General features: G+C 41.1%; 22 protein-coding genes, 1 tRNA gene and 1 pseudogene. 11 read left to right on the top strand and 13 right to left on the bottom strand.

The window, feature by feature from the left end; genetic code table 11:
- The 3 genes and pseudogenes from MTF68_RS10295 to MTF68_RS10285 all read left to right on the top strand — a co-directional run bounded on the left by MTF68_RS10295 (position 1) and on the right by MTF68_RS10285 (position 2,220).
- A tRNA-Asp gene (locus MTF68_RS10295) sits at positions 1 to 77 on the top strand.
- 444 nt (positions 78 to 521) lie between these two features.
- Positions 522 to 1,111 (top strand): annotated as a pseudogene (locus tag MTF68_RS10290) (ATP-binding cassette domain-containing protein).
- Entirely contained in the window at positions 1,108 to 2,220 is a 1,113-nt protein-coding gene (locus MTF68_RS10285; RefSeq protein WP_248462418.1) for a DUF6136 family protein, read from the top strand. The pseudogene MTF68_RS10290 and the gene MTF68_RS10285 overlap by 4 nt, the downstream one beginning before the upstream one ends.
- A 4-nt stretch (positions 2,221 to 2,224) precedes the next feature.
- Here the strand turns inward: MTF68_RS10285 and fadE are convergent, their stop codons facing one another.
- Complete coding sequence (gene fadE, locus MTF68_RS10280) at positions 2,225 to 4,681, bottom strand: acyl-CoA dehydrogenase FadE (protein ID WP_029772579.1); 2,457 nt, start codon at positions 4,679 to 4,681, stop codon at positions 2,225 to 2,227.
- Between the two features lie 297 nt (positions 4,682 to 4,978).
- Between fadE and MTF68_RS10275 the strand changes: the two genes are divergently transcribed.
- Positions 4,979 to 5,743 carry a class II glutamine amidotransferase gene (locus tag MTF68_RS10275; protein WP_004587229.1) on the top strand — a complete coding sequence of 255 codons (765 nt, stop codon included), beginning with the start codon at positions 4,979 to 4,981 and terminating at the stop codon, positions 5,741 to 5,743.
- A gap of 73 nt (positions 5,744 to 5,816) precedes the next feature.
- On the opposite strand, the gene MTF68_RS10270 is transcribed toward MTF68_RS10275, so the two are convergent.
- The 5 genes from MTF68_RS10270 to cmoA all read right to left on the bottom strand — a co-directional run bounded on the left by MTF68_RS10270 (position 5,817) and on the right by cmoA (position 10,518).
- Positions 5,817 to 6,554: a DUF3108 domain-containing protein gene (locus MTF68_RS10270; RefSeq protein ID WP_248462684.1), complete on the bottom strand. Its 738-nt coding sequence runs from the start codon at positions 6,552 to 6,554 to the stop codon at positions 5,817 to 5,819.
- 16 nt (positions 6,555 to 6,570) lie between these two features.
- Positions 6,571 to 7,218 carry a phosphoribosylglycinamide formyltransferase gene (purN, locus tag MTF68_RS10265; protein ID WP_004588939.1) on the bottom strand — a complete coding sequence of 216 codons (648 nt, stop codon included), beginning with the start codon at positions 7,216 to 7,218 and terminating at the stop codon, positions 6,571 to 6,573.
- Positions 7,218 to 8,270 (bottom strand): phosphoribosylformylglycinamidine cyclo-ligase, encoded by a 1,053-nt coding sequence (purM, locus tag MTF68_RS10260; RefSeq protein WP_138579437.1) that lies wholly within the window; start codon positions 8,268 to 8,270, stop codon positions 7,218 to 7,220. Before purM ends, purN begins: the two co-directional genes overlap by 1 nt.
- A gap of 541 nt (positions 8,271 to 8,811) precedes the next feature.
- Positions 8,812 to 9,780 (bottom strand): tRNA 5-methoxyuridine(34)/uridine 5-oxyacetic acid(34) synthase CmoB, encoded by a 969-nt coding sequence (cmoB, locus tag MTF68_RS10255; protein ID WP_248462416.1) that lies wholly within the window; start codon positions 9,778 to 9,780, stop codon positions 8,812 to 8,814.
- A 12-nt stretch (positions 9,781 to 9,792) separates the two neighbouring features.
- A complete protein-coding gene (gene cmoA / locus MTF68_RS10250) occupies positions 9,793 to 10,518 on the bottom strand; it encodes a carboxy-S-adenosyl-L-methionine synthase CmoA (RefSeq protein WP_004588942.1) in 726 nt (241 codons plus the stop codon).
- 116 nt (positions 10,519 to 10,634) lie between these two features.
- Between cmoA and MTF68_RS10245 the strand changes: the two genes are divergently transcribed.
- Positions 10,635 to 11,324 (top strand): DUF3334 family protein, encoded by a 690-nt coding sequence (locus tag MTF68_RS10245; RefSeq protein WP_004588943.1) that lies wholly within the window; start codon positions 10,635 to 10,637, stop codon positions 11,322 to 11,324.
- 200 nt (positions 11,325 to 11,524) lie between these two features.
- Here MTF68_RS10245 and MTF68_RS10240 read toward each other — a convergent pair whose 3' ends face one another.
- Positions 11,525 to 12,022 carry a YgjP-like metallopeptidase domain-containing protein gene (locus MTF68_RS10240; RefSeq protein ID WP_248462415.1) on the bottom strand — a complete coding sequence of 166 codons (498 nt, stop codon included), beginning with the start codon at positions 12,020 to 12,022 and terminating at the stop codon, positions 11,525 to 11,527.
- Between the two features lie 13 nt (positions 12,023 to 12,035).
- Positions 12,036 to 12,884: a DUF72 domain-containing protein gene (locus MTF68_RS10235; protein ID WP_248462413.1), complete on the bottom strand. Its 849-nt coding sequence runs from the start codon at positions 12,882 to 12,884 to the stop codon at positions 12,036 to 12,038.
- Positions 12,885 to 13,494: 610 nt separating this feature from the next.
- Here MTF68_RS10235 and aspS point away from each other — a divergent pair.
- The 3 genes from aspS to MTF68_RS10220 all read left to right on the top strand — a co-directional run bounded on the left by aspS (position 13,495) and on the right by MTF68_RS10220 (position 16,319).
- A complete protein-coding gene (gene aspS, locus MTF68_RS10230; RefSeq protein WP_029772588.1) occupies positions 13,495 to 15,273 on the top strand; it encodes an aspartate--tRNA ligase in 1,779 nt (592 codons plus the stop codon).
- Between the two features lie 189 nt (positions 15,274 to 15,462).
- Entirely contained in the window at positions 15,463 to 15,693 is a 231-nt protein-coding gene (locus tag MTF68_RS10225) for a hypothetical protein (RefSeq protein WP_054983881.1), read from the top strand.
- Between the two features lie 29 nt (positions 15,694 to 15,722).
- On the top strand, positions 15,723 to 16,319 hold the full coding sequence (locus MTF68_RS10220) for a pentapeptide repeat-containing protein (RefSeq protein WP_248462411.1): 597 nt from the start codon (positions 15,723 to 15,725) through the stop codon (positions 16,317 to 16,319).
- Positions 16,320 to 16,409: 90 nt separating this feature from the next.
- On the opposite strand, the gene MTF68_RS10215 is transcribed toward MTF68_RS10220, so the two are convergent.
- Complete coding sequence (locus MTF68_RS10215; RefSeq protein WP_004588950.1) at positions 16,410 to 16,733, bottom strand: hypothetical protein; 324 nt, start codon at positions 16,731 to 16,733, stop codon at positions 16,410 to 16,412.
- 125 nt (positions 16,734 to 16,858) lie between these two features.
- Between MTF68_RS10215 and MTF68_RS10210 the strand changes: the two genes are divergently transcribed.
- Positions 16,859 to 17,605, top strand: coding sequence for an alpha/beta hydrolase (locus MTF68_RS10210; protein ID WP_248462409.1), 747 nt, complete (start codon positions 16,859 to 16,861; stop codon positions 17,603 to 17,605).
- A 105-nt stretch (positions 17,606 to 17,710) separates the two neighbouring features.
- Here the strand turns inward: MTF68_RS10210 and MTF68_RS10205 are convergent, their stop codons facing one another.
- The 4 genes from MTF68_RS10205 to MTF68_RS10190 form a co-directional block, all read right to left on the bottom strand.
- Positions 17,711 to 18,283: a hypothetical protein gene (locus tag MTF68_RS10205; RefSeq protein ID WP_248462407.1), complete on the bottom strand. Its 573-nt coding sequence runs from the start codon at positions 18,281 to 18,283 to the stop codon at positions 17,711 to 17,713.
- Between the two features lie 119 nt (positions 18,284 to 18,402).
- Positions 18,403 to 18,975, bottom strand: coding sequence for a hypothetical protein (locus MTF68_RS10200; RefSeq protein WP_248462405.1), 573 nt, complete (start codon positions 18,973 to 18,975; stop codon positions 18,403 to 18,405).
- Positions 18,972 to 19,592 carry a hypothetical protein gene (locus MTF68_RS10195; protein WP_248462403.1) on the bottom strand — a complete coding sequence of 207 codons (621 nt, stop codon included), beginning with the start codon at positions 19,590 to 19,592 and terminating at the stop codon, positions 18,972 to 18,974. Before MTF68_RS10195 ends, MTF68_RS10200 begins: the two co-directional genes overlap by 4 nt.
- A 144-nt stretch (positions 19,593 to 19,736) precedes the next feature.
- Complete coding sequence (locus MTF68_RS10190; protein WP_096041952.1) at positions 19,737 to 20,939, bottom strand: bifunctional alpha/beta hydrolase/OsmC family protein; 1,203 nt, start codon at positions 20,937 to 20,939, stop codon at positions 19,737 to 19,739.
- Positions 20,940 to 21,206: 267 nt separating this feature from the next.
- Here MTF68_RS10190 and MTF68_RS10185 point away from each other — a divergent pair, with 267 nt between their 5' ends.
- Both MTF68_RS10185 and MTF68_RS10180 read left to right on the top strand, forming a co-directional pair.
- Entirely contained in the window at positions 21,207 to 22,046 is an 840-nt protein-coding gene (locus tag MTF68_RS10185; RefSeq protein ID WP_004589526.1) for a 2OG-Fe(II) oxygenase family protein, read from the top strand.
- A gap of 292 nt (positions 22,047 to 22,338) precedes the next feature.
- Positions 22,339 to 23,730 carry a DEAD/DEAH box helicase gene (locus MTF68_RS10180; RefSeq protein ID WP_004589525.1) on the top strand — a complete coding sequence of 464 codons (1,392 nt, stop codon included), beginning with the start codon at positions 22,339 to 22,341 and terminating at the stop codon, positions 23,728 to 23,730.
- Positions 23,731 to 23,735: the final 5 nt, after the last annotated feature.

The following is a 23,735-nucleotide window of genomic DNA, read 5'->3' as shown; positions in this document are numbered from 1 at the left end:
GGAGTGGTAGTTCAGTTGGTTAGAATACCGGCCTGTCACGCCGGGGGTCGCGGGTTCGAGTCCCGTCCACTCCGCCACTTGTTATTTCCTCAATAGCAAGCAATAAATAATTTCCTTATTAACTAATCCAAATATAATTTTTTATCTGCTATCAGCCATAATTTACACGTAAACCGTAGTAGATTTGAATTAAAAACACATAGCTTAATTTTTAGTTTAGTTCATAGCTTTACGTGTTATCAAAATTCAAATTGTCCTTTAAAGTAGTTTATATGGCTTGAGGCTAAGTCATAGCTCCGCAGATGTAAAAAGCTTATCTTTATAGTGAAGTGTTAGAGAGGAACGCTGTTGATGTCACAAGCTATTTCAGAGCTTCTGATACTGTTTCACTTTGCTAAAGATTTATCGCTATTAGAAAGCGAAGTTACTTTCCCGTTAGTGTTGTTTTAAAGCTGTGGTGATGGGTTTTGTTTCTCATAAAAGTTTATTTATAATATCACGCTTACTTATAGGGATATTTTATGATTGAAGTGACTGGCTTAAATAAGCAGTTTGTTACCAACGTGGTTTATCGTGATTACAATAAAGTGTTTAGCAGCCAAAAGTGTGCATCGAAGCACCTAATGGCCAAGGGAAAACAACTCTATTGATGATGTTAGCGGGGCTTGAAACTTACGAAAGTGGTGAGCTTTTGTTTTCTGGAAACGCATTAACCGAACCACATAAGCAAGTTGCTATAGCCTCTGACAGTATTGCTTTACCCGACTTTTTAACAGCAAAGCAAATAATTAACTTATCCTCAAATACATTTGGCTGTTGTTGGCCAACAGCTATAGTCGATGGGTTTAATTTTAATGAATTTCTAAATACGCGCTTTGACGCTCTATCATCAGGAAACCAAAAGAAGTGTCAGTTAATTTTAGCGCTTATGCGCGATGCACCGTATTTACTGTTAGATGAACCCAGTGCAGCACTTGATCAAGCGAGTATTGAGTATTTACTAATTTTACTTGATGAATATTTAGTAAATAAGCCACAAGGTCAAATAATTATTACCTGTCACGAGCCCGAGCCTTTTTTACTGCATGGCTTTGAGTGTATTCCTTTATGATTGCAAATTTAAAACAATCAATTGGCCAATACCGCTTTTTTATGGATTATCGTTTTCAGGCATACAAGACTGAACTTACACAATTATTATTACAACTGAAAAGCTTTGGGGTGTTATTTTTAGTGGTGTTAGGCTCGTCAGTGTTGGGTTTGATATTGCTACTTTTTTTAGGGCTTGGAAAAATTATTGATAGTAGTGATGCACCTCAATATGGTGCGAAAATGGCTTGGCTGTATTTGCTGCTACAAAGTGTAATGTTGAGCGCAATGAAGTCTGCAATAAAAAACTCAGCCCAACGAGCGTTTCAACAGACATTGGTAAAGCGGTATTGGCTTGGTTTGGTGGATATAAAGCTTTTGCTGTTAAGTAATGGCTGGTTGATTGCAAGTCTTGTTATCGCGATTGACCTGAGCATAAACCAGTGGCTTAAGGTGCCGCATTTTTTGGTGTTTTTACTATTACAATTTACGCTCGGCATTTTATGCTTATACAAGCCAATAGCGCTTGTTTATGGATTTTTGTTATCTGCAATGTGGCTAATGTTACCGTTTGATGTAAGTCCACTGACTTATCAGTGTGTCTTTGTGCTGTTATTTGCCTTAAGCACCTTAATGGTACCTTTTAATTTTGCAGCTAAGTTAGAGCTAAGCTCACTTACAGGCTTTTGGCTAATGTTTTTTATACACAACAGCTGGGCTTTGATTTGGCGAGGTGCTTTATTGTTGTGCGTATTTATGGCATTTGAGGTACTACTACAAGAGCGCGCTAATTTAGCTGATATATTCAGTATTTTGTCACTTGCTTTTGTGGTGTTGTTTAGTAGTTCATTACAATTTGATTGTAGTCATCTACATCAACAATATAGTGTGTTTTTTAAAATGCAGAATAAGCAAACAGCATTTTTTACTGGCCAATTTGCTCCTAGTTTAATTGTGGTCTTACTTTCGCTTATTGGTTTTTTTGCTTTATTCAACCAAGCAAGTGGCTTGTTGCTATTAACTGGCATTATTTGGTGCGCACTCCAACAAGCTATCGTGCAAAAAAAACCAGCGCATTACGCGCTGGTTTGGATGATCACAACAGGCGGACTGTTGGCTGCGTTAACCTAACGGGTTAAGCTGCATCTGCTTTGCTGTCTTCACTTTTACGTGCGGCTTTGCCTGCTAATAAATCAGCTGGGTCAAAGTCATCAACGTTAATCACATCTAAGCGGGCTTTTTCAACAGCGGCTAATTTATCAGCTTCTGCTTGGCTTAATATGCCAGCTTCAAGGCCCATTTGCGCTACTTTATCAAGTTGGAAGAATGGCAGTTTAAGGCCTTTTTCTTTACATACTCGTTCAAATAACGGCTCTACAGCCAGTACGTCTTTAAGTGTTTGCTCTTGACGGCCAACTAGGTTTAGTGGCTCATCTTTTAAGTAAACATAGCTTGCTAAACGGTTACGCGTTTCGCTAGGTACTTGAAGTAGTTGTGCTAGTTTATGCTCAAGTTTGTCGGTAGGTTTACGAACCGGGCGACCAAACGGGAACAACAATACTTTTAATACACCACGTAATGGGGCAGACGGCATGTTATTGATTAAATCAGCAAGGGCACGTTGGCAGTGGTAAAGATGATCCTGACAGCTCCATTTTACTAGGGCTAAATCTTCTTGTTTACGGCCTTCGTCGTTATAGCGTTTAAGCGTTGCAGACACTAAATATAAGTAACTTAGTAAGTCACCTAAACGTGCTGAAATACGTTCTTTACGTTTAAGCGAGCCACCAAATACCGCCATGCTAATGTCAGACATAAGCGCGAGCGATGCACTAAAGCGTGATGCTATACGGTAAAACTCTGCGGTGTCGTCTTTGTACGGTACGCTAGTAAAACGTGCACCACTAAGCGCAAGCCACTTAGTACGTACAAGGTTCGACATTGTAAAGCCAATGTGGCCCATTAGCGCTTTATCAAATACGTTAAGCGCTTCTTCGCGGTCTTCAATTTCACAAGCACCAAGCTCGGTTAGTACAAATGGATGACAGCGAATTGCACCTTGACCATAAATAATCATATTACGGGTCAAGATGTTGGCACCTTCTACTGTTATAGCAATAGGGGCACCTTGATAGCCACGACCTAAATAGTTATTTGGCCCAAGCATAATCCCTTTACCGCCAAGTACGTCCATTGCATGAATGGTCGACTCGCGCATTTGCTCGGTAAGGTGATATTTAATAATAGCTGAAACAACCGAAGGCTTTTCACCTAAATCTACCGCACCCGTTGACATACTAACCGCTGCATCTGAGCTGTAAGCGTAACCTGCAAGTTTAGCCAGTGACTCTTCAACACCTTCCATTTTACCAATAGGTAAACGGAACTGACGACGAATACGGCTGTATGCACCTGTGGCTACGGCAATTGTTTTAATGCCACCGGCAGAGTTTGACGGCAATGTAATTGCACGGCCAACCGATAAACATTCAACCAGCATACGCCAGCCTTGGCCAGCCATTTCTGGGCCACCAATAATGTAATCAAGGGGTACAAAAATATCTTTACCGCGAGTCGGGCCATTTTGAAATGGTACGTTAAGTGGGAAGTGACGACGACCAATTTCAACACCTGGCGTGTTAGTTGGAATAAGTGCACAGGTAATGCCTGGCTCTTTGTTGTCGCTTAGTAAACCATCTGGATCTTGTAGTTTAAAGGCAAGACCAAGTACTGTAGCCACTGGTGCAAGAGTAATGTAACGCTTGTTCCAGGTAAGGCTGATACCTACTACTTCTTCACCGTTCCATTGCCCTTTACACACAACACCATAGTCTGGAATTGAGCTCGCGTCAGAGCCTGCTTCTGGCGAAGTTAATGCAAAACATGGAATTTCTTGGCCTTGGGCTAAGCGCGGTAAATAATGATTTTTTTGATCTTCTGTACCGTAGTGCTGTAGTAATTCACCTGGGCCTAACGAGTTAGGTACACCTACAATTGACGATAGTAAGGTCGATTTACTGGTTAACTTTTGCAGAACACATGATTGTGCAAACGCAGAAAACTCTAAACCGCCGTATTCTTTTTTGATGATCATGGCAAAGAATTTATTATCTTTTAGATATTGCCATACATCTTGCGGTAAATCGGTAAGCTCGTGTGTTGCTTCCCAATCATCTAGCATGCTACATACTACTTCTACAGGGCCATCAATAAAGGCTTGCTCTTCAATAGTCAGCTTTGGTACTGGGTATTGGTGTAGCTTTTTCCAATCTGGGTTACCACAAAATAAATCAGCTTCCCACCACGTAGTACCGGCATCGATTGCTGACTTTTCAGTGTCAGACATGCTTGGCGTTACTTTTTTAAAGGTAGTAAAAATCGGCTTGATTATGTATTGCTGACGAATGCCAGTAACAGAAAGAGGAACTGCGATGATCAAAAAGATCAACCAGCTAATTAAACCAAAAGCACCTGCAAAGGTACCAATTAATAATGTTGCGGCAGAAACACCAAGTGCTGTGTTCCAACTCGCTCTGTGGTAAACCGCGATGCTGAGCAGTGCGATTAAACCGAGTGTAAATATGAGTGTCATTGCTTATTCCTTAATAGAGGTCAGACCACCTCAGTTAGAGTAGCGCTAGTGAGCGTAAGTTTCAAGTACATTACAGCGTTAAATTAACGACAAACTAGCCATTATGCTTATCCTTATTCCCTTTATAAGGAACAAGCATGCACCACTGCTGTGTTTAATTCAATCACAGCGATTATTTAAGCGCTAAAAATCAGTAAATCAGCTAGCCAAAAAAGTTTTTTTAAGTAAGTATGTCTGTTGTAGCGCACAGTAAAGTACAGCGCTATTTATACGTATTTTTTAAGGGTTAGTTTATTAATGTGTGAATTACTTGGCATGTCAGCCAACGTACCTACGGATATTTGTTTTAGTTTTTCAGGTTTATTAGAGCGCGGTGGTAATACTGGCCCGCATAAAGATGGCTGGGGTATTACGTTTTACGAGGGTAAAGGGTGTAGAACCTTTAAAGATCCTGAGCCAAGCTATCAATCAGAAATCGCCAAGCTAGTAAAAGCCTACCCTATTAAAAGTGTGTCGGTAATTAGCCATATTCGCCAAGGCAACCGTGGCCGAGTGTGCCTTGAAAATACCCATCCGTTTACCCGTGAGCTTTGGGGACGCGAAATTACCTATGCACATAATGGCCAGTTATCTAACTATCACGATTTGAAACCACAATATTATCGCCCTGTGGGTAACACCGACAGTGAGCTGGCGTTTTGTTGGTTGCTAGATAAAATTCGTGAAAAATACCCAAAACGCCCCTCTAATATGGCCTCTGTATTTAGATATGCGGCTAAGCTTTCACATACGTTACGTGAAAAGGGCGTATTTAATATGTTATTGACCGATGGCGTATTTGTATTGGCGTATTGCACTAATAACTTACACTACATAACGCGCCGTGCGCCATTTGGTAAAGCAACGTTAATTGATGCCGATATGGTGGTTGATTTTAACGAAGAAACCACCCCAAACGATGTAGTAACAGTAATAGCTACACGGCCATTAACCAACGACGAACGCTGGCAAAAAATGCAGCCAGGGGAGTTTGCGTTATTTAAAATGGGCGAATTAATTTAGTTAAATAGCCTAAAAGCAAACACAAAAAAACGCGATATAAAATCGCGTTTTTTTGTGTTTGCTATCACCGTGTTTACGGCGCTTCTGATCTTACTTCGCTGCTCTCGCTTACTGGAGTAGGAACAGGCTGGGTAACGGTAAATGAATTCATTTGTACTTCAAACTGCTCCATGCCTTTTTCTCCTTTCCACATACGTACTAGCATGTAGTCCATTTCGGGTACAAACCAGGCAAGGGCTTGGCGTTTATCGTTATCGTATAAACGTTTTACTTTTATAGCTTCTACGTTACCAATTGGCAGCGAAATCATTTCTTTGCCAACCACTTCAAAGTTGTAGTCGCGGCGATTGCCTTTTTTATCAATAAGCGGAAACGAAAAATAAGTTTCGCCTTTTTTTAAGCCTTCGCGTACTTGTACTTGATACGAAATAGCATCTTGAAATTCGTCAGTCCATTCGCACTTTAGCGGGTATTCGCTAGTGCTGCTGGTGACCACTTTATTTTGTGTATCAAAGTCTATTTTATAATCTTTATCTGGACCGGTGCCGGTACGCACCATATTGTAATGATGAGGAGTGACTTTGTTATCTAAAAAAGTAAATACTGAGGTTTCTTCTCGCTTGTCAGAGAAAATCATCCACTCAATATTGCTGTGATAAGTAAGTTGATATGTTTGCTCGCCAACTTTTTTAAGTTCGCGTACTGCCTCGCCATGATTTTTACCTTTGCGTAAAATATCGTAGCTGGCTTGATACTCTGTTAGTTCGCCTGCAATTAGGCTAGTAGGAAGTAAAGCGCCCACACATAACAGCAGGGCACTTATTTTTTTATTGTGGGTAGTGCGCGCCGTGTGCAGGAAGTTGTTTTTCGTCAAGAACTGCATAATCTGCTTCCATAGTAAGTCTGTGTTCACTGAACCACTTGACCACCAAAGGATAAATTATATGCTCTTGTTCGTGCACGCGTTTAGCTAATGTTTCTGCTGTATCATCCTTGAGTACAGGTATTTGCGCCTGAAGAATAACGGGACCGCCGTCTAACTCTTCAGTTACAAAATGAACACTTACGCCATGAACATCGTCTTTTGCATCAATTGCTCTTTGGTGGGTATTCAGCCCCTGATACTTAGGCAACAAAGATGGATGAATGTTCAACATTTTTCCAACATATTTTTGCACTAAGCTAGGAGTAAGAATACGCATAAACCCAGCTAATACAACTAGATTTGGCATAAAAGAGTCAATAACGTTCATTAATTGCGCATCATAGGCCTCGCGCGAGTCAAAATCTTTGTGACTGAGCACTTTTGTAGCAATACCTGCTTGTTTTGCACGCTCAAGGCCGTAAGCGTCTGCTTTGTTACTTATAACAGCCGCTATGTGTCCGTTTATTTCGCCGCGCTCGCAGGCATCAATAATGGCTTGTAAATTAGAACCACTACCCGATATTAATACCACTAAGCGAATGGGTGCCATTACTTAGCACCACCTACAATTTCTACTTGCTCTTCGCCGGCAACAGCATCTTGAATTTCACCAAGGTGCCATGCGTTTTCGCCAAGCTCTTTTAAAATGCTTAAGCTTTGCTCTAGCGCATCGCCTGGTACTACTAATACCATGCCTACACCACAGTTAAATGTACGGTACATTTCGTGCGTAGTAATATTGCCGTTTTCTTGTAACCAGTTAAAAACGGTTGGCCACTCCCAGCTATCGCCTTTAACTACTGCTTTTGCAGAATCAGGTAATACACGCGGAATGTTTTCCCAAAAGCCGCCGCCAGTAATATGCGATAGGGCATGCACGTCTACTTGCTTAAATAACTCAAGTAAAGGCTTAACGTAAATACGGGTTGGCTCTAGTAAGTGCTCGCCTAGTGTTTTGCCGTCAATAACTTGGTTCGTATCGGCGTTTGATACTTCAAGCACTTTACGAATTAAAGAAAAGCCGTTTGAGTGCGGACCGCTAGAGGCAAGGGCAATAAGTTGATCGCCGGCTGCTACTTTTGTGCCATCAATAATTTTAGATTTTTCTACTACGCCGGTACAAAAACCGGCCATGTCGTAGTCTTCACCATCGTACATACCTGGCATTTCAGCTGTTTCGCCGCCAATCAGGGCACAGCCAGAAATCTCACAGCCTTTACCAATACCGGTTACTACATCGGCCGCTGTGTCTACATCTAGTTTACCTGTTGCATAGTAATCTAGAAAAAACAGGGGTTCAGCGCCTTGTACTATTAAATCGTTTACACACATTGCAACTAAATCAATACCTACAGTGTCGTGTTTTTTTAAGTCGATAGCTAAACGTAGTTTAGTACCTACACCGTCAGTACCTGCCACTAGTACTGGCTGTTTGTAACCTTCTGGAATTTCGCAAAGAGCGCCAAAACCACCAATTCCGCCCATTACTTCTGGACGACGCGTTTTTTTAACTACGCCTTTAATACGCTCAACAAGTGCATTACCAGCGTCGATATCTACGCCCGCGTCTTTATAGCTTAATGACTGTTTTTGTTCGCTCACAGGTTTTCCTCAAATAATTGCTTGGGGTTGCTTTTCGATAGCTTAGAAACGCGCGTATTTTACAACAATTGCAACTGCGCGGCTAGCTCAAATATAGTTTTGAAATAATTAACAAGGACACTTGTCCGCTATTAGTTTGTTAATTGCACAAAAAAAGCACCCTAGGGCGTGTTGACCTTTGCGGATTGGAATTTGTTCAATCTAGGGGCGTTCAAATCGCGGCGCGAGGTTTGTAACCTAGTGGGCTCGATAACTGCTCCTGCGTTATTCTAATGACTTACATCCCTGTAAGAATAAGTAAAAACCGAGCAAAGCTTCCGCGTCCTGCTCACGCCCCTTACCTACATCCATGTAGGCAACAAAGAGTTTATCGTCCCTAGAAAGAACCCGAAGGGCAGCGCATGTTTGGCATTTATGCTGCGTTATCGCCTATTTATGTGGAATAACCACACTTCATAGGCTCTGTCTTGCCTAAAAACCATACACACTGCTGCAAATTCAACCATCAAAGAACAACACGCCCTCGGTGCTTTTTAGTTATTTATGCTTTGGCAGTTAGTATTGCTCTAAGTGGAGCAGGGTAACCTTCAATGGTTTTACTGGTATCGTTTGGGTCTAAAAAATCAACTAACGATTCGTTTTCCATCCAGTCGGTCCTGCGTTGCTCATCAAGCGTGGTAATTGCGCAATCTTTTATTTGCACATCTTTAAAGCCAACGCGTTCCATCCACAGTTTTAGTGCAGCAGTACTTGGAATAAACCAAACGTTGCGCATTTTTGCGTAGCGGTCGGTAGGTACCAGTACGGTGTTTTCATCGCCTTCAATTACTAACGTTTCTAGTACGAGTTCGCCACCTGGGCGAAGCTGCGCTTTTAACTGCGCTAAAAAATCGATAGGCGAGCGGCGGTGATACAGCACCCCCATAGAAAACACCGTATCAAACGCTTTAAGCTCGGGGAGTGCTTCTACACCTAATGGTAATAAATGCACGTTTTCGTCTGGGTTGTAATGTTTAATGGCCTGAAATTGACACAAAAATAAATCAGAAGGGTCAATACCCACTACAAATTCAGCGCCTTCACCACGCATACGCCATAAGTGGTAGCCAGAGCCACAGCCTATATCTAATACTGTACGGCCTTTTAATGGCTCAATATGGGGAAGCAGGCGGTCCCACTTCCAATCGCTGCGCCACTCAGTGTTTATTTCAATACCGTGTACAGTAAAGGGGCCTTTGCGCCATGGCATCATGCGTTTTAATAAATGCGTGGCTTGTTTTTGCTCGCCATCACTCATCTCCCCCGGTGCGCCAATTTCTACTTTAGTGGCGATATCAACGTGGGTTGTTTTTACTTCTGGCAGATTTTTAAGTACTTTTTGCCATTTTGGTAAATCGCCATGGCTTGCCTCGTTTTGCCAATGCTTTAATTGAGCGGGCAGGGTTTCTAGCCAGTGGCTAAGCGGGCTTTGTGCAATTGCTGCGTAAAATTGGTTAAACCATTGAGACATAAGTCACTCTCTTTATTTAATTGCTACCATTGAGCAAAAATTAAAACATTGATACCACACCTGCGTTTGGCTAAAACCAATGTCGCTTAAACGATTAAAGTGAGTGCTTAGCGTATCGGGGCGCATCACGTTTTCAATGGCAGTACGTTTTTGGCTTATTTCAAGCTCTGAGTAGCCATTGTGGCGTTTAAAGTCGTGGTGCAAATCAATTAATAAATTATCGCACTGCTCGTTTTCGGCTTTAATTTTTTCGCTAAGTAGCAGTACGCCACCGGGTTTTAAGTTAGCGTAAATTTTTTCAAGCACGGCTTGTCGCTGTAATGGCGGAATAAATTGCAAGGTAAAATTCATGGCCACTACCGACGCATTTTGAATCTCAAGCTCGTTAATATCGCCTAAAGTTACTGTAACAGGCACGTCTGACTTAAAGCCTTGTAAATGAACCTTACAACGCTCAACCATAGCTTGTGAGTTATCTACAGCAATAATGTGGCAGTTATCGGTGCGAATATTACGGCGCATACTTAGGGTAACCGCACCAAGCGAGCAGCCTAAATCGTAAAGGTTTGAATTACTTTGCGCATATTCACCGGCCAATTTACCCATAGTGCTTACAATGGTGGCGTACCCAGGCACAGAGCGCTGGATCATATCCGGAAAAACCTCAACCACATTTTGGTCAAAGCTAAAATCTTTTACTTGTTGCTCAGAGGCGTAAATACTGTCTTTTATACTCACTAAGGCAGTCTCTTTAAAAATAATGGCACTATTTTAACATTTTATACTGGATAGTCAGTGATAAATTCAGTAGCTTGGCTAGAATTATGAATAATAAGTATAAAAGAGAACGTTAAATGAGCAAAAGTAAGGTAATTAGCACAGACGATATATTAGCAACCCTATGTCATTCAGTGACGGGTGTTCTGTCATCAGCCAGTGGTAACGAAATTAGCTACTCGGCTATGGTGCAAAAAATAACGCGCACCTGTATGCGTCCAGACATTGGCTGTTTTGTATTATTTGATGGTGGCTTTACAGGGCTTGTAGTCACTAATTTTACAGCGCAAGCGGCAATGGAAATTTACGGCGATTACATGCGCAATATGGGCATGCCTGAAGAAGAAATTGCCCACAGTCATTTATCAGATGACGTTTCAAATGTAATGGGCGAGCTGATGAACCAAATTGTTGGTGACTTCACTTCTAAAGTGCGTGAGCAGTTACATACCTCTATTACGCAAAACCAGCCAAAAATGATGGCGATTAATAAACAAGTGCAAATATCGGTTGATACCACTATGGATCGCCCACAAGCACGCCGCGTAACCTTTACTACGCGCAACCAAAATATCTTTTACCTAGAGCTGGCAATGGATAAAACAGAGTTTATTAAACTACATGACTTTGACATTGTAGAAGCGATAGACCCTGATGACATTATCGAAAACGAAGCTAAGCAAAAGGCCGAAAAAGCAAAAGCTAAGTCAAAAGAAGCAGAACAAGATGATGCCGATGATGACTTTATGGCTGAGCTAGGGCTGTAATGTAGGTTGGGTTGAGCGAAGCGAAACCCAACGTGCTTTTGAGCTGTCAGTTTTAAGCTATCAGCGGTCAGTAGAAAAGTTACCAAAGAGAACGCGATTTTAAATCGCGTTTTTTATTGAGAACTTTGATTACGAGTTAGGTTGTATTTATTTTTCGCTGACCGCTGACCGCTGACCGCTGACCGCTGACCGCTGACCGTTCATGAATAAGGATTCTCTCCCATCGCAACCACCACACAAAAAATTCGTAAATCTAACTCTAACTGATGGTATTGCGGCTCCATGTGGCAGCACAGTTTATAAAAGCTTTTGTTGTGATCTTTTTCTTTAAAGTGGGCGAGTTCGTGTACGACTAGCGCTTTTAACAGTGGCTCGGGTGCGCGCAGTAAGTCACTGTTTATGGCTAAATCGTGCTTACGGGTTTTACCCTGCATGCGGTAGGTGTGAGTACCGAGTGCGTTGGTAACCATATCACCTTGTTTTTTAAATGCAGCGCGGCCAAACGGTGGGGCGTTTTTTAAATACTGTTTTTTTAAATCAGTGGCGTAGCTATAAAGTAGTTTATCGGTGGTTATAGTATGCGGTTGCGGGTACTTTTTAAGTAAGTAGTTACATACCTTATTGTTATTTATAAGGCTCAATACTTGCTCAACAATGTTAGCTGGGTAGCCGCTAAAGTAACGTGCGTATTCACTCATTTTTATTCTCTATTTAAAAAAGCGTTGGCTGGTGGGCTTCTTTTTCGCCGTTGAATGGATTTAATACTGGGTGATTATACCCTAGGTCTTCACAAAACTGCCTAGCGAGTAGTGGAGATTCACGGTTATCAGCAGTATGAAAAAACACATACGGGGATTTACCTTCATCAAGCCATTGTTTTACTTTATTGAGCCACGGTTTATAAAAGGGTTTATAGTCGTTTTGTAAATCGGCTATTACAAAGCGTGCCATCGGCTGCGAGCCAGTAGCTATTGCATGTACCGGTAAGTGGGGCTTTTTTTGTTGTGCATCTATTAAAGCCTCGGTGGTGGGCTTTACTGCAAAAAGCGCACGGGTATCCATAGAAATACGGTTTATATTATTTGCCATTAATAGCTGATTAAGGGCAATTTCGGCCTCACCTTTTTTAAAAAAACCACTATGGCGTACTTCTACGCCGTAATTTAGCTCTTTGGGGAGCAAGCTAATAAATTGCGTTAATTTAGGTAAATCGCTTGGACCAAACGCTTTGGGTAATTGCAGCATTATTTGCCCTGTTTTTTCAAGTATTGGGGCAAATAACGTAAGCCAGTCATTAAGTTCTGTTTGAACATTACTAAGCGCAAGCTCGTGGCTAAAGCGACGATGAAACTTAAACGTAAATTTAAAGTCCTCGGGTACGCTTTGAGCCCAGCGTAAAACAGTGCTTGGCGCTGGGTCTGCGTAAAAGCTGGTATTGCCTTCAACTGAATTAAAATGCTGGGCATATTGGCTTAGCATATCGGCATTTTTACATTGGCGGGTAAATAAGTTGCCTTTCCAGGCGCTGCTCGACCACTGAGGGCATCCAATATATAACATAAAAAGGGTGGCTAAATGACTTCGTGGCGTAAGTGTACCAAATACATACGGTGCTTGCTGCAAATTAACATTACAAAGCTAAACACACGGCCTAGGGCGTGTTGATCTTTGTAGATTGAAATTTGTTCAATCTAGGGGCGATTAAATCGCGGCGCGAGGTTTGTAACCTAGTGGGCTCGATAACTGCTCCTGCGTTATTCTAATGACTTACATCCCTGTAAGAATAAGTAAAAATCGAGCAAAGCTTCCGCGTCCTGCTCACGCCCCTTACCTACATCCATGTAGGCAACAAAGAGTTAATCGTCCCTAGAAAGAACCCAAAGGGCAGCGCATGTTTGGCATTTATGCTGCGTTATCGCCTTTTTATGGGGAATAACCACACTACATAGACTCTGTCTTGCCTAAAAGCCAAACATACTGCTGCAAATTCAACCACCAACGTTCAACACGCCCTAGCATCTTGATACTACTTGGGTATAATGCAGGGCTTAATTTGATTATTTTTAGATTGCTAGCGGCTTTATTTGTATTGTGGTGACCAGTTTTTTAAATCACACGCCTTAAAACAAATAAATATAACCGTTTAAGCCTTTTATCTGACAGGAAAACTATGCGCTCTATATATTGCGGACAGCTAAATAAAACTCACGTAGATCAAGAAGTTGAACTATGTGGCTGGATCAACAAACGACGTGACCTTGGTGGACTTATCTTTGTCGATTTACGCGATAGAGAAGGGTTAGTACAAGTTGTATTCGATCCAGAGGTTGAAGGACTAATGGATAACGCTAACAAACTTCGCCAAGAGTTTTGTGTGCAGTTAAAAGGGGTTGTTCGTGCGCGCCCAGAAAGCCAAGTAAATAAAGACATGGCAACAGGCGAAGTAGAAATTTTAGGTACTGAGCTAACTATTATTAACCGCTCTGAGCCGCTTCCGCTTGATTTTAATCAAACCAACTCTGAAGAGCGCCGTTTAAAGTACCGCTACTTAGATTTACGTCGCCTTGAAATGAGCGACCGTATTAAACTGCGCGCTAAAGCAAGCAGCTTTGTTCGTCGCTTTTTAGATGACAATGGCTTTTTAGACATTGAAACACCTGTACTTACAAAAGCAACACCAGAAGGTGCACGCGATTACTTAGTACCGAGTCGTGTTCATAAAGGTAGCTTTTACGCATTACCGCAGTCGCCACAGTTGTTTAAGCAATTGTTGATGATGTCGGGTTTTGACCGTTACTACCAAATTGTTAAATGTTTCCGTGACGAAGATTTACGTGCCGATCGTCAACCTGAATTTACCCAAATAGATTTAGAAACCTCGTTCATGAGCTCTGATCAAGTACGTGGTATGACTGAAAAAATGATCCGTGAAATGTGGCAATCATTACTAAACGTTGATTTAGGCGATTTCCCAATTATGCCTTACAGCGAAGCAATGAGCCTTTACGGTTCTGATAAGCCAGACTTACGTAACCCAATGAAGCTTGTTGATGTAGCTGATTTAGTAAAAGACGTAGAGTTTAACGTATTTTCAGGCCCAGCTAATGACGAAAAAGGCCGCGTTGCTGTATTAACAGTACCGGGTGGCGCTAAGCTTTCGCGTAAGCAACTTGACGATTACACTAAGTTTATTGGCATTTACGGCGCTAAAGGTATGGCGTGGATGAAAGTAAACGACCGTGATGCAGGCGCTGAAGGCGTTCAATCTCCAGTTGCTAAGTTTTTAAACGAAGAGGTAATTACCCAGTTACTTGAGCGTACTAACGCACAAACGGGCGACATTATTTTATTTGGTGCCGATAAACGCAACGTTGTAAACGAAGCAATGGGCGCGCTTCGCTTGAAGATTGGTGTTGATTTAGAAATCACTAACCTTGATAGCTGGGCGCCACTTTGGGTTGTTGACTTCCCAATGTTTGAAGAAGATGACGAAGGCACGTTACATGCTGTGCATCATCCATTCACAGCACCAAAAGATATTAGCGCAGAAGAGCTTGAAGCAAACCCTGCCGCGGCTATTTCAGATGCTTACGACATGGTATTAAACGGCTACGAAGTAGGTGGCGGTTCGGTACGTATTCATAATGCTGATATGCAAGAAGCAGCATTTAGAATTTTAGGTATTGATGCGCAAGAGCAACAAGACAAGTTTGGCTTTTTACTTGATGCCCTTAAATACGGCACACCACCACATGCTGGTTTAGCCTTTGGTCTTGACCGTTTAGTTATGCTTTTATGTGGTACCGATAACATTCGTGACGTTATTGCGTTCCCTAAAACCACTCAAGCATCGTGCTTATTAACCGATGCACCTAGCAAAGCTAATAGCGACTCGTTAACTGAGCTTGCAATCAGTGTGGTAGAAAAAGCAATTCCTAGCGAAGAGTAATACCGCGCGCAACAAATGCGCTTAGCTAGATTTAAAAACCCTTAGGAGTATGCCTAGGGGTTTTTTTATGGTTAAATTTAAACCAGTTCATACTAATCGTGTTAAGTTATTAGTCTATTTAGCACGCTAGAATAGTTAAATATTTAAGTTGCTTGGTATCAAATATTTTTCAATAGAGAGGGAGTTCTTATGTCGTTTAGTCTCACATTATTTGGTGAATTTTTAGCTTTTTTTATTTTGTTTTGCATTCCAATTTTTGCGCTGATTAGCTACAAAATAGGTAAACGCAAAAGCACCATGCCGGGCGTTTTAGCTTTTGTGGGCGGATGCTTAGCGGTATTTCCGCTCTTTGGCTTAATTTTTATCGCCTTATTAGCGCTTAAACAAGATTTGCCAAAAACCAGCCCTTATGCCCATTAAACAACCCTAAATACGGACACGTAGGCACAGTGCCAATTTCTAATAATAACTATTATTGCGATCAGCAATTTAGTGCCTTACAGCTAGCAAAACACACACTCGAAAACACAGAATTTGAAGCATGTACGTTTATAAATTGCGACTTATCTCAGGGGCAATTTAAAACGTGTCGATTTATAGAGTGCAGCTTTGAGCATTGCAATTTATCGAGCATTGATTGGGGATACAGCTCGCTTGAAAATGTAAGCTTTAGCCATTGTAAGTTAAACAGCGTGCAATGGAGCAATGCTTATTGGGGAGCGCTAAGTATTGATGCGCCGGTGAGCTTTAATAGCTGTGAGCTTAGTAACAGCTCTTTTTATGAATTAACTTTAAAATCACTAAAATTAATTCACTGCTTTGCAAAATATGTTGATTTTAGACATGCCAATTTAAAGCAAAGTACATTTACAGGAAGTAATTTTCGCGATAGTGAGTTTTTTCAAACCACTTTAACTGATTGTGACTTTGTAGGGGCTACAGAATTTAATATAGATTTAAACAGTAATACGTTAGCGGGGGCTAAGTTTGAGCGCTTTGAAGCCCTTAATTTACTGACAAGCCTTAATATTGAGCTTTGCGATTAATATGTGAGGAGCGTTTAGAAGCTGCATATTGCAAGCCTCTAAACAATGAATAACCTTTAATAAGATTAAACAGTGGCCTGTAGCTTGGTATTAACAGCTAGGGCCATTTTTATTACGAGCGTTTGCCAATGTGCGGGCAATTTCAAGCAGTGCAGGGGTGATGTCATCAGCGCCGTCTTTGATTAATTTGGTTACATCGCCTGATGAATATAAGCTATCGCGCGGCGACTTAATACCAAGTTCGCGCACAAAGTCTTTTGTTTTACCTGTGCTGCCTGTTTCAATAAATTTAAAAATAATACGCTCGTTGTTACTTTTTGGCTCGGCCTGTAACACGGCAATTTCTTCTTTATAGGCTTCTATTCGACTTTGCAAAATGTCGATACGTTGTTCAATAGTGCTGTATGATTTCATGGGGTACTTTTCTAAATTAACTAAAAATAATACCCGTATTATCGCATACATTAGCAATGGCGCGCGCTAACCTTTATAGTAAAAGTTATTTTTATTTAAAAACAATAATTTATATAAGTTAAAACATGCATAAAACAATAAAAAAGTTACTAACATTAAGTGCATTTAGCCTAAGCGTGAGTTTAATATCACCATTAAGCTTTGCTGATGATGATTTAATAGTGGATCAAAGCCGCAATCGCACCATCCCTATAAATATCACACTTCCAAATAACAGTAATACATGCAGCGCGCAGATAAAGTGCCCTGTAGCTTTTATTAATGCGGGCTACGGCATTAGCCACAATGAATACACGTTTGCGAGTAAGCTATTTAATGCACAGGGTTATTTAAGCATCGCAGTCGCGCATGAGCTTAAAACCGACCCTGCACTTAATCGTATACAGCCATATTTAACTACCCGCATGGAAAACTGGCATCGCGGTGTGGTTACCCTTAAATTTTTAGTTAATCAGCTAAGTGCTCAATACCCTGAGTATAACTTTTCTCAGCTCACGTTATTTGGCCACTCTAACGGCGGCGATATATCTGCTTTATATGCTTCAATATACCCAAATGAAGTAAGCCAACTAATTACCCTCGATCATCGCCGCATGTTGATCCCACGTAATAAAAACATACGCGTGCTTACACTGCGTGGTAGTGATTACCCAGCCGATGCGAATGTTTTATTAAATGAAACAGAGCTAAAAAACTTCCCTGTTAGCCAAGTAATGATTGAAAAATCGCGCCACAACGATATGCACGACGGCGGGCCAAAATGGCTGGTACAGAGAATGAGTAAAGAAGTAGGGGCGTTTTTAGATAATTAGCCAAGATATATAATCAAGCCAACTTTAAGCTGGCTTGATATATAAAGGTTTAAGCTGACGCAGAATTTTGAGTGGCATTAAACAAAGTATGTATATTATTGCAGGTTACCCTTGCGGCGTAGCAAACTGTTTTATTGGCCGTTCCTTTATTTCCATATCTTTTGTAGGAATAGCTAGGAGTGAATATTTCGTTCTTATGGTAATGATATCAACAAACTTACCGTTAATGTACAAGTTGACGAACGGTGTAATTGTACTCACTAAGTATTTTTTTTCGGGGTTTAAAGCAAACCTCTCTTCCATGCCTTTTAGCTCAATAAACTTTACTTCAAGCGGTTCGAACTCTATCGAGGATAATTTTTTGTGTGCACGCCGGCGCCCTTGTATAGGTTGTTCAGGGACCTTTGCATTGGGGTTTTCTGCTCTTATTGAGAAGTATTCATCCACTTCATATATGAACATTGAGTTTAAGTCGATACCTTGTTCATTGAAAGCAAGAGAGCTTAATTTAACTTGATAAGGCGAAGTATTTGCCAACCTTATACTAGTTATACATTTAGTATCTATATGACAAAATGTATAAGAAGATGCAGCAATAGGACCTTCGATAACTTCTTCAGAGTTGGCAAAAGTAGAGTAACTAATTAAAAAAAGTATAATATTCACTAAAATTTTCATTAGGCTGCTTGCACTGCATTTTCAAAAAAGATATGGTCGGAATAACAAATTTGTTCTGCCACTATCATCCTAACTCACTTCAAATCCACTAAACAGAGCTAGTGGATTATTACTACTGATTACCCGTGTGGCGTAGCAAACTGCTTTATTGGACGTTCTTTTATTTCCATATCTTCTGTAGGAATTGTTAACAGTGAATAGTTTGTTCTAATTGTGATGATATCGGCAAATTTACCATTAATGTACAAGTTTACAAATGGAGTAAGTGTTCCTACCATATACCTTTTCCCAGGCTCTAATGCAAACCTCTCTTCTATGCCCTTTAGCTCTATAAACTTGACTTCTAGTGGCTCGAATTCTAATGATGATAATTGCTTGTAGGCACGTCTGCGTCCCTGTATGGGTTGCTCTGAAATACCTGTATCTAAATTATTCTCTTTTAAATCGTAGTATCTACTTTCTTCAAATACATACATCGAATTTAAATCGATTCCTTGTTCATTAAAAGCGAGAGAGCTTATCTTAACTTGATACGGTGTTGTGTTAGCTAGTCTAATATTCGTTGTACACTTAGTATCTAGATGACAAAAAGTGAAAGAGGAGGTAGTGATAGGGCTTTCTTTAACTTCTTCAGACTTAACAAGAGATGAGTAACTTATTAAACAAACGATGGGAATAATAATTTTTTTCATTGGGCTGCTCGTACTGCATTTTCAAATGCGTATGAAGAGGATAGAATTTCTTTCCTATATTGGGCGTTTTGATTTATTCGTGCGTTTCGCGCGATTATATTAAGCTCTTTCATAGCTGTTCTAGCATTATATGCCGTATCTTCAGAAGTCCATACCGCATGACTAAACTCGTGAACGATAGTATCAACTTTTCTGTCAGTTCCTACTTCGAAAAAGCTCTTACCAAACCCTATAATTCCATATCTCTCATAATAGGTAGCATCGCCAAACTCAGCACATTTATACAATTTTTGTGGGGTCAAATACATAGAACCAATAAGGTTAATTACTTTACGCGCTTGGCGGATTAAAAATGTTCGTGTTGTTTCAAAATTAATTGAATTAACAAAACCATATTGTTTCATAATTGATTCGAATTTTTCTTTTTTCTTTTCATCTAAGTTAGCAGGGTTGTGCAATATATTAATAAAAGTTGTTAATGCTTTTGGGGTAATTAGCATAGCCAATTCAATTTGTTTTAGCTCAGATAAAGTTAACTCGATACCTGTTTTGTTTGTTACTTCGTAAATTGAAAAGTTGTTGCGCTCATAGTAAGTATTTTTATTCATACTATTCATACCTATCCTTGGTTGTATAATTTTTACTAACAAACTACTAGAATTGTACCTGTTATTCAACCTCTATATTTTATCTCAGATTGTGAGATTGCTTTATTGAACATCTAAAATAGTGCAGCCACAGCTGCGCTATTTTTGTTTTAGTTACTCAACTAATTCACTTACTACAATTGGGCTGTTATGCAGGGTTTTATGCACGGGGCATTTGTCGGCTATTTCTAGCAGACGCTGGCGCTGTGCTTCGGTTAAGTCGCCGCGTAGGGTAATTTTACGGGTAATGGCCTCTAGGTTTTGGGTACATTCGCCGTTGTCGCAATCTTTGTAATAGTCGCGGGTGTGTTCAAGCTCTACTTTTACATGATCAAGCGGCAACTTTTTTAAGGTTGCATACATACGCAGTGTCATTGAGGTACACGCGCCTAGGCCTGCGAGTATATGGTCGTAAGGATCGGGGCCTAAATTACTGCCACCTACTTTTAATGGCTCATCGGCAAGCCATGTATGATCTTTAGTACTTACGTGCTGAGTAAATATATGATCTTTTTCTTCAACCAGTACTTTGCCGTTTTCTAATTTTGCGCTGTAGTTGCTTTGCTCATATTTAACGTAGCGGTTTGCCCAATTAGCAATTAGCGTAGCAGCGTACTCGGCATCGTTTTTATTACTTAGTAAGTGGTCGGCGTTATCGAGGCTAATAAAGCTTTTTGGGTGTTTGGCTGATGCGTAAATTTTCTCGGCTTCTGAAATATTAACCGTGGCATCAACAGGGGAGTGCATAACTAAAAGTGCGCGTTTTAATTTGCCTATATGGCTACGGTCGTACTTTGCTATGTCCTCTACAAATTGTTTTTTTATGGTAAATTCGCGCCCAGCTAAGCTAACTTTAGCTTCACCTGCGGCGTTTATTTCGTCTAAATGGGCTTCAAAGTTATGTGCAACGTGTTGTGCATCTGAAGGAGCGCCAATTGTTGTAATAGCCGATACCTCAGGAATATGCTCTGCAGCAGCCAGTACGGCAGCGCCGCCTAAGCTGTGGCCAATTAATAACTGCGGCGCATCAAAGTGCGTACGCAGGTGATCGGCTGCGGCCACTAAATCTTGAATATTTGATGAGAAGTTACTGTTTGCAAAGTCGCCGTCGCTATTGCCAAGGCCGGTAAAGTCAAAGCGCAGTACGGCAATACCCTGTTGGGTAAGGGCGCGGCTTATGCGCGTAGCGGCAGCAATATCTTTACCACAGGTAAAGCAGTGTGCAAATAAAGCATAAAACTTTACATCGCCGGCTGGGCGTTCAAGCTGGCCTGCAAGTTCTAAATCGCCGCTTTTAAAAGATACTTTTTGTCGCATAGAAGAGCCTTAGTGTTTCATTAAAATACGTTACAATAATAGATAAGATATAAGCACTAACTAGTGTAATTTCAATGTTCATTATGCTTTGATCTTGATCAAGTAAACTGCTTACTATTTCATCGAGAGGACATTTGTCCTTATGTTTTTTGGGTGGTTTGTCTATCCTCGCACAGCGCTATAATGAAGGTTTTGCTACTTTATATTGGCTAATTAGCTATATTTTAAAGCAGCTCACTTCTAACAACCTATTCACTGGAACGTACAATGCAATTACCTACTGTTGATTATAAAGCTCCCGATGCGGCTGCTCACTTTGTTGAATCGTTAAGAAACACCGGTTTTGGTGTATTAAAAAATCACCCAATCCCGCAATCTTTAGTTGAGTCTATTTACGAAAAATGGCAAGACTTTTTTAATTCAGAGCAAAAGCACGACTTTTTATTTTCTAAAGAAACGCAAGACGGTTATTTCCCGCCTTCTGTATCTGAGGTAGCTAAAGGCTTTACAGTAAAAGACATTAAAGAGTACTTTCATGTTTACCCTAAAGGTCGCGTGCCTGCAGAGCTTGAAGCCGACGTGCGTGAGTACTACCGCTTAGCTAACGAATTTGCAGCAACGCTTTTAAGCTGGGTTCAAGCAGAGGCACCAGCCGATGTACGTGCTAAGTTTTCTATCGATTTAAAAGACATGATTGCTGATTCTGAGCAAACATTGTTACGCATTTTACATTACCCGCCAATGACAGGTGATGAAGAGCCAGGTGCAATTCGCGCTGCAGCACATGGTGACATTAACTTATTAACTGTGTTACCTGCATCGAACGAGCCAGGCCTGCAAGTTCAAAAAACAGATGGCGGTTGGTTAGATGTGCCATGTGACTTTGGTAGCTTAATTATTAATATTGGTGACATGTTACAAGAAGCGTCGGGCGGGTACTTCCCATCGACTATTCACCGTGTAATAAACCCAACAGGTAAAGCGTCGACTAAGTCGCGTATTTCTTTACCGCTGTTTTTACACCCACGTCCTGATGTAGTGCTTTCTGAGCGCTACACTGCAGACAGCTACCTACAAGAGCGTTTACGCGAGCTAGGTGTTAAATAATAGTTGCTTTTTAAATAGCATCTATTCAAAAGCGGCTTTTTAGCCGCTTTTGTTGTTTTACATAGCCCATTGGGTTATATCCCCCGCGCTGCGATTTAATCGCCCTTAGGTAGTACATATTTTAATTCACAAAAACGTATCTGCTTTAATGGCATAGTGCTGTTTTGTATTGCTATTCGCTATTTTTGCGCTGAGTGCTTATTTGGCAAAGTGAATATTTCCATGCATTTCTAAGTTAGTTGCGTATAATGCGCCCTTGGCCGGTTTGGCCTTTATTTTATTGAGAGATTTTATGAGTTTTGATGGTTTAGGTTTATCACAGTCTTTAGTTAACGCGGTTTTAGAAAAGGGCTATGAAACGCCAACGCCTATTCAGGCTCAAGCAATTCCTGCAATTATTGAACGTCGCGATGTGATGGCGGCTGCACAAACAGGCACAGGTAAAACCGCTGGTTTTACGTTACCGCTAATTGAGCTGTTATCTAAAGGCAGTAAAGCAAAAAGTAACCACGTACGTGCCCTTATTTTAGCGCCTACGCGTGAGCTGGCTTTGCAGGTAAGCGAAAACGTTGAAGAATACGCTAAGCACTCTGATGTAAGTTCGTTTGTAGTGTACGGCGGCGTAAAAATAAACCCACAAATGCAGCGCCTTCGTAAAGGGGTTGATATTTTAGTGGCCACGCCTGGGCGTTTAATCGATTTACACAATCAAAACGCTGTTAAGTTTGATAATGTTGAAGTGCTGGTACTTGATGAAGCGGACCGCATGCTTGATATGGGCTTTATTCACGACATTAAACGCCTGATTGCTAAAATGCCGCCTAAACGCCAAAACTTAATGTTTTCGGCAACGTTTTCAGATGATATACGTGCATTGGCAAAAGGGTTAATTAACGACCCTGTTGAAATATCAGTTGCGGCAAAAAACACCACTGCTAAAAGCGTAACGCAAAGCGTTTACGCTGTTGATAAATCGCGTAAAACCGCATTACTTAGCCATTTAATTCGTAGCAACGATTGGCAACAAGTATTAGTGTTTAGCCGTACCAAGCACGGAGCAAACCGTTTAGTTAAACAGCTTGAGCGCGACGACATAGTAGGCGCCGCTATTCATGGTAATAAATCACAAGGCGCTCGTGTTAAAGCATTAGATGGCTTTAAAAGTGGTGAAGTACGCGTACTAGTAGCGACTGATATTGTGGCACGTGGTCTTGATATTGTTGAGCTTCCGCATGTGGTTAACTACGACTTACCAAACGTATACGAAGATTACGTTCACCGTATTGGCCGTACCGGTCGTGCTGGTGCATCAGGGCATGCTATTTCGTTTGTAACAGCCGATGACGCCGCTGATTTATACGGTATTGAACGTTTTATTGGTGAGCTAATCCCTCGCGCTGAAGAGCCTGGATTTGAACCAACTAGCCCAGTACCTGAGCGCGCATTAGATGCTCGCCCAATTAAACCTAAAAAGCCTAAAAAAGCAAAGCAGCCGTTTAACAAGCCTAAGTCTGATAAGCCGAACAGCAAAAAACCAAACAATGGGGGAAGCGGTACCGGCCCACGTCGTGGTGGCTCTAAAAAACCAGCTGCCAAAACCGATGACAACGCACAAAGCCCATGGGCAAAGCGCCAATCGGTAGGTGGTAATGGCCAGCGCCGTCGTCGCCCAAATAACGATTAATCATT

Origin of the sequence: Pseudoalteromonas sp. 2CM37A (assembly GCF_023161885.1) — a bacterium.
GTDB lineage: Bacteria > Pseudomonadota > Gammaproteobacteria > Enterobacterales > Alteromonadaceae > Pseudoalteromonas > Pseudoalteromonas atlantica.
The sequence above is the reverse complement of the archived record's forward strand: the minus strand, read 5'-3'. Positions and strand labels throughout refer to the sequence as shown.

Coding starts and splice junctions, on each gene's coding strand:
- MTF68_RS10285 (WP_248462418.1), top strand. CDS start 1,108: ATGATTGCAAATTTAAAACAATCAATTGGCCAATACCGCTTTTTTATG.
- fadE (WP_029772579.1), bottom strand. CDS start 4,681: ATGACACTCATATTTACACTCGGTTTAATCGCACTGCTCAGCATCGCG.
- MTF68_RS10275 (WP_004587229.1), top strand. CDS start 4,979: ATGTGTGAATTACTTGGCATGTCAGCCAACGTACCTACGGATATTTGT.
- purN (WP_004588939.1), bottom strand. CDS start 7,218: ATGGCACCCATTCGCTTAGTGGTATTAATATCGGGTAGTGGTTCTAAT.
- cmoB (WP_248462416.1), bottom strand. CDS start 9,780: ATGTCTCAATGGTTTAACCAATTTTACGCAGCAATTGCACAAAGCCCG.
- MTF68_RS10245 (WP_004588943.1), top strand. CDS start 10,635: ATGAGCAAAAGTAAGGTAATTAGCACAGACGATATATTAGCAACCCTA.
- MTF68_RS10240 (WP_248462415.1), bottom strand. CDS start 12,022: ATGAGTGAATACGCACGTTACTTTAGCGGCTACCCAGCTAACATTGTT.
- MTF68_RS10235 (WP_248462413.1), bottom strand. CDS start 12,884: ATGTTATATATTGGATGCCCTCAGTGGTCGAGCAGCGCCTGGAAAGGC.
- aspS (WP_029772588.1), top strand. CDS start 13,495: ATGCGCTCTATATATTGCGGACAGCTAAATAAAACTCACGTAGATCAA.
- MTF68_RS10225 (WP_054983881.1), top strand. CDS start 15,463: ATGTCGTTTAGTCTCACATTATTTGGTGAATTTTTAGCTTTTTTTATT.
- MTF68_RS10215 (WP_004588950.1), bottom strand. CDS start 16,733: ATGAAATCATACAGCACTATTGAACAACGTATCGACATTTTGCAAAGT.
- MTF68_RS10210 (WP_248462409.1), top strand. CDS start 16,859: ATGCATAAAACAATAAAAAAGTTACTAACATTAAGTGCATTTAGCCTA.
- MTF68_RS10205 (WP_248462407.1), bottom strand. CDS start 18,283: ATGAAAATTTTAGTGAATATTATACTTTTTTTAATTAGTTACTCTACT.
- MTF68_RS10200 (WP_248462405.1), bottom strand. CDS start 18,975: ATGAAAAAAATTATTATTCCCATCGTTTGTTTAATAAGTTACTCATCT.
- MTF68_RS10195 (WP_248462403.1), bottom strand. CDS start 19,592: ATGAATAGTATGAATAAAAATACTTACTATGAGCGCAACAACTTTTCA.
- MTF68_RS10190 (WP_096041952.1), bottom strand. CDS start 20,939: ATGCGACAAAAAGTATCTTTTAAAAGCGGCGATTTAGAACTTGCAGGC.
- MTF68_RS10185 (WP_004589526.1), top strand. CDS start 21,207: ATGCAATTACCTACTGTTGATTATAAAGCTCCCGATGCGGCTGCTCAC.
- MTF68_RS10180 (WP_004589525.1), top strand. CDS start 22,339: ATGAGTTTTGATGGTTTAGGTTTATCACAGTCTTTAGTTAACGCGGTT.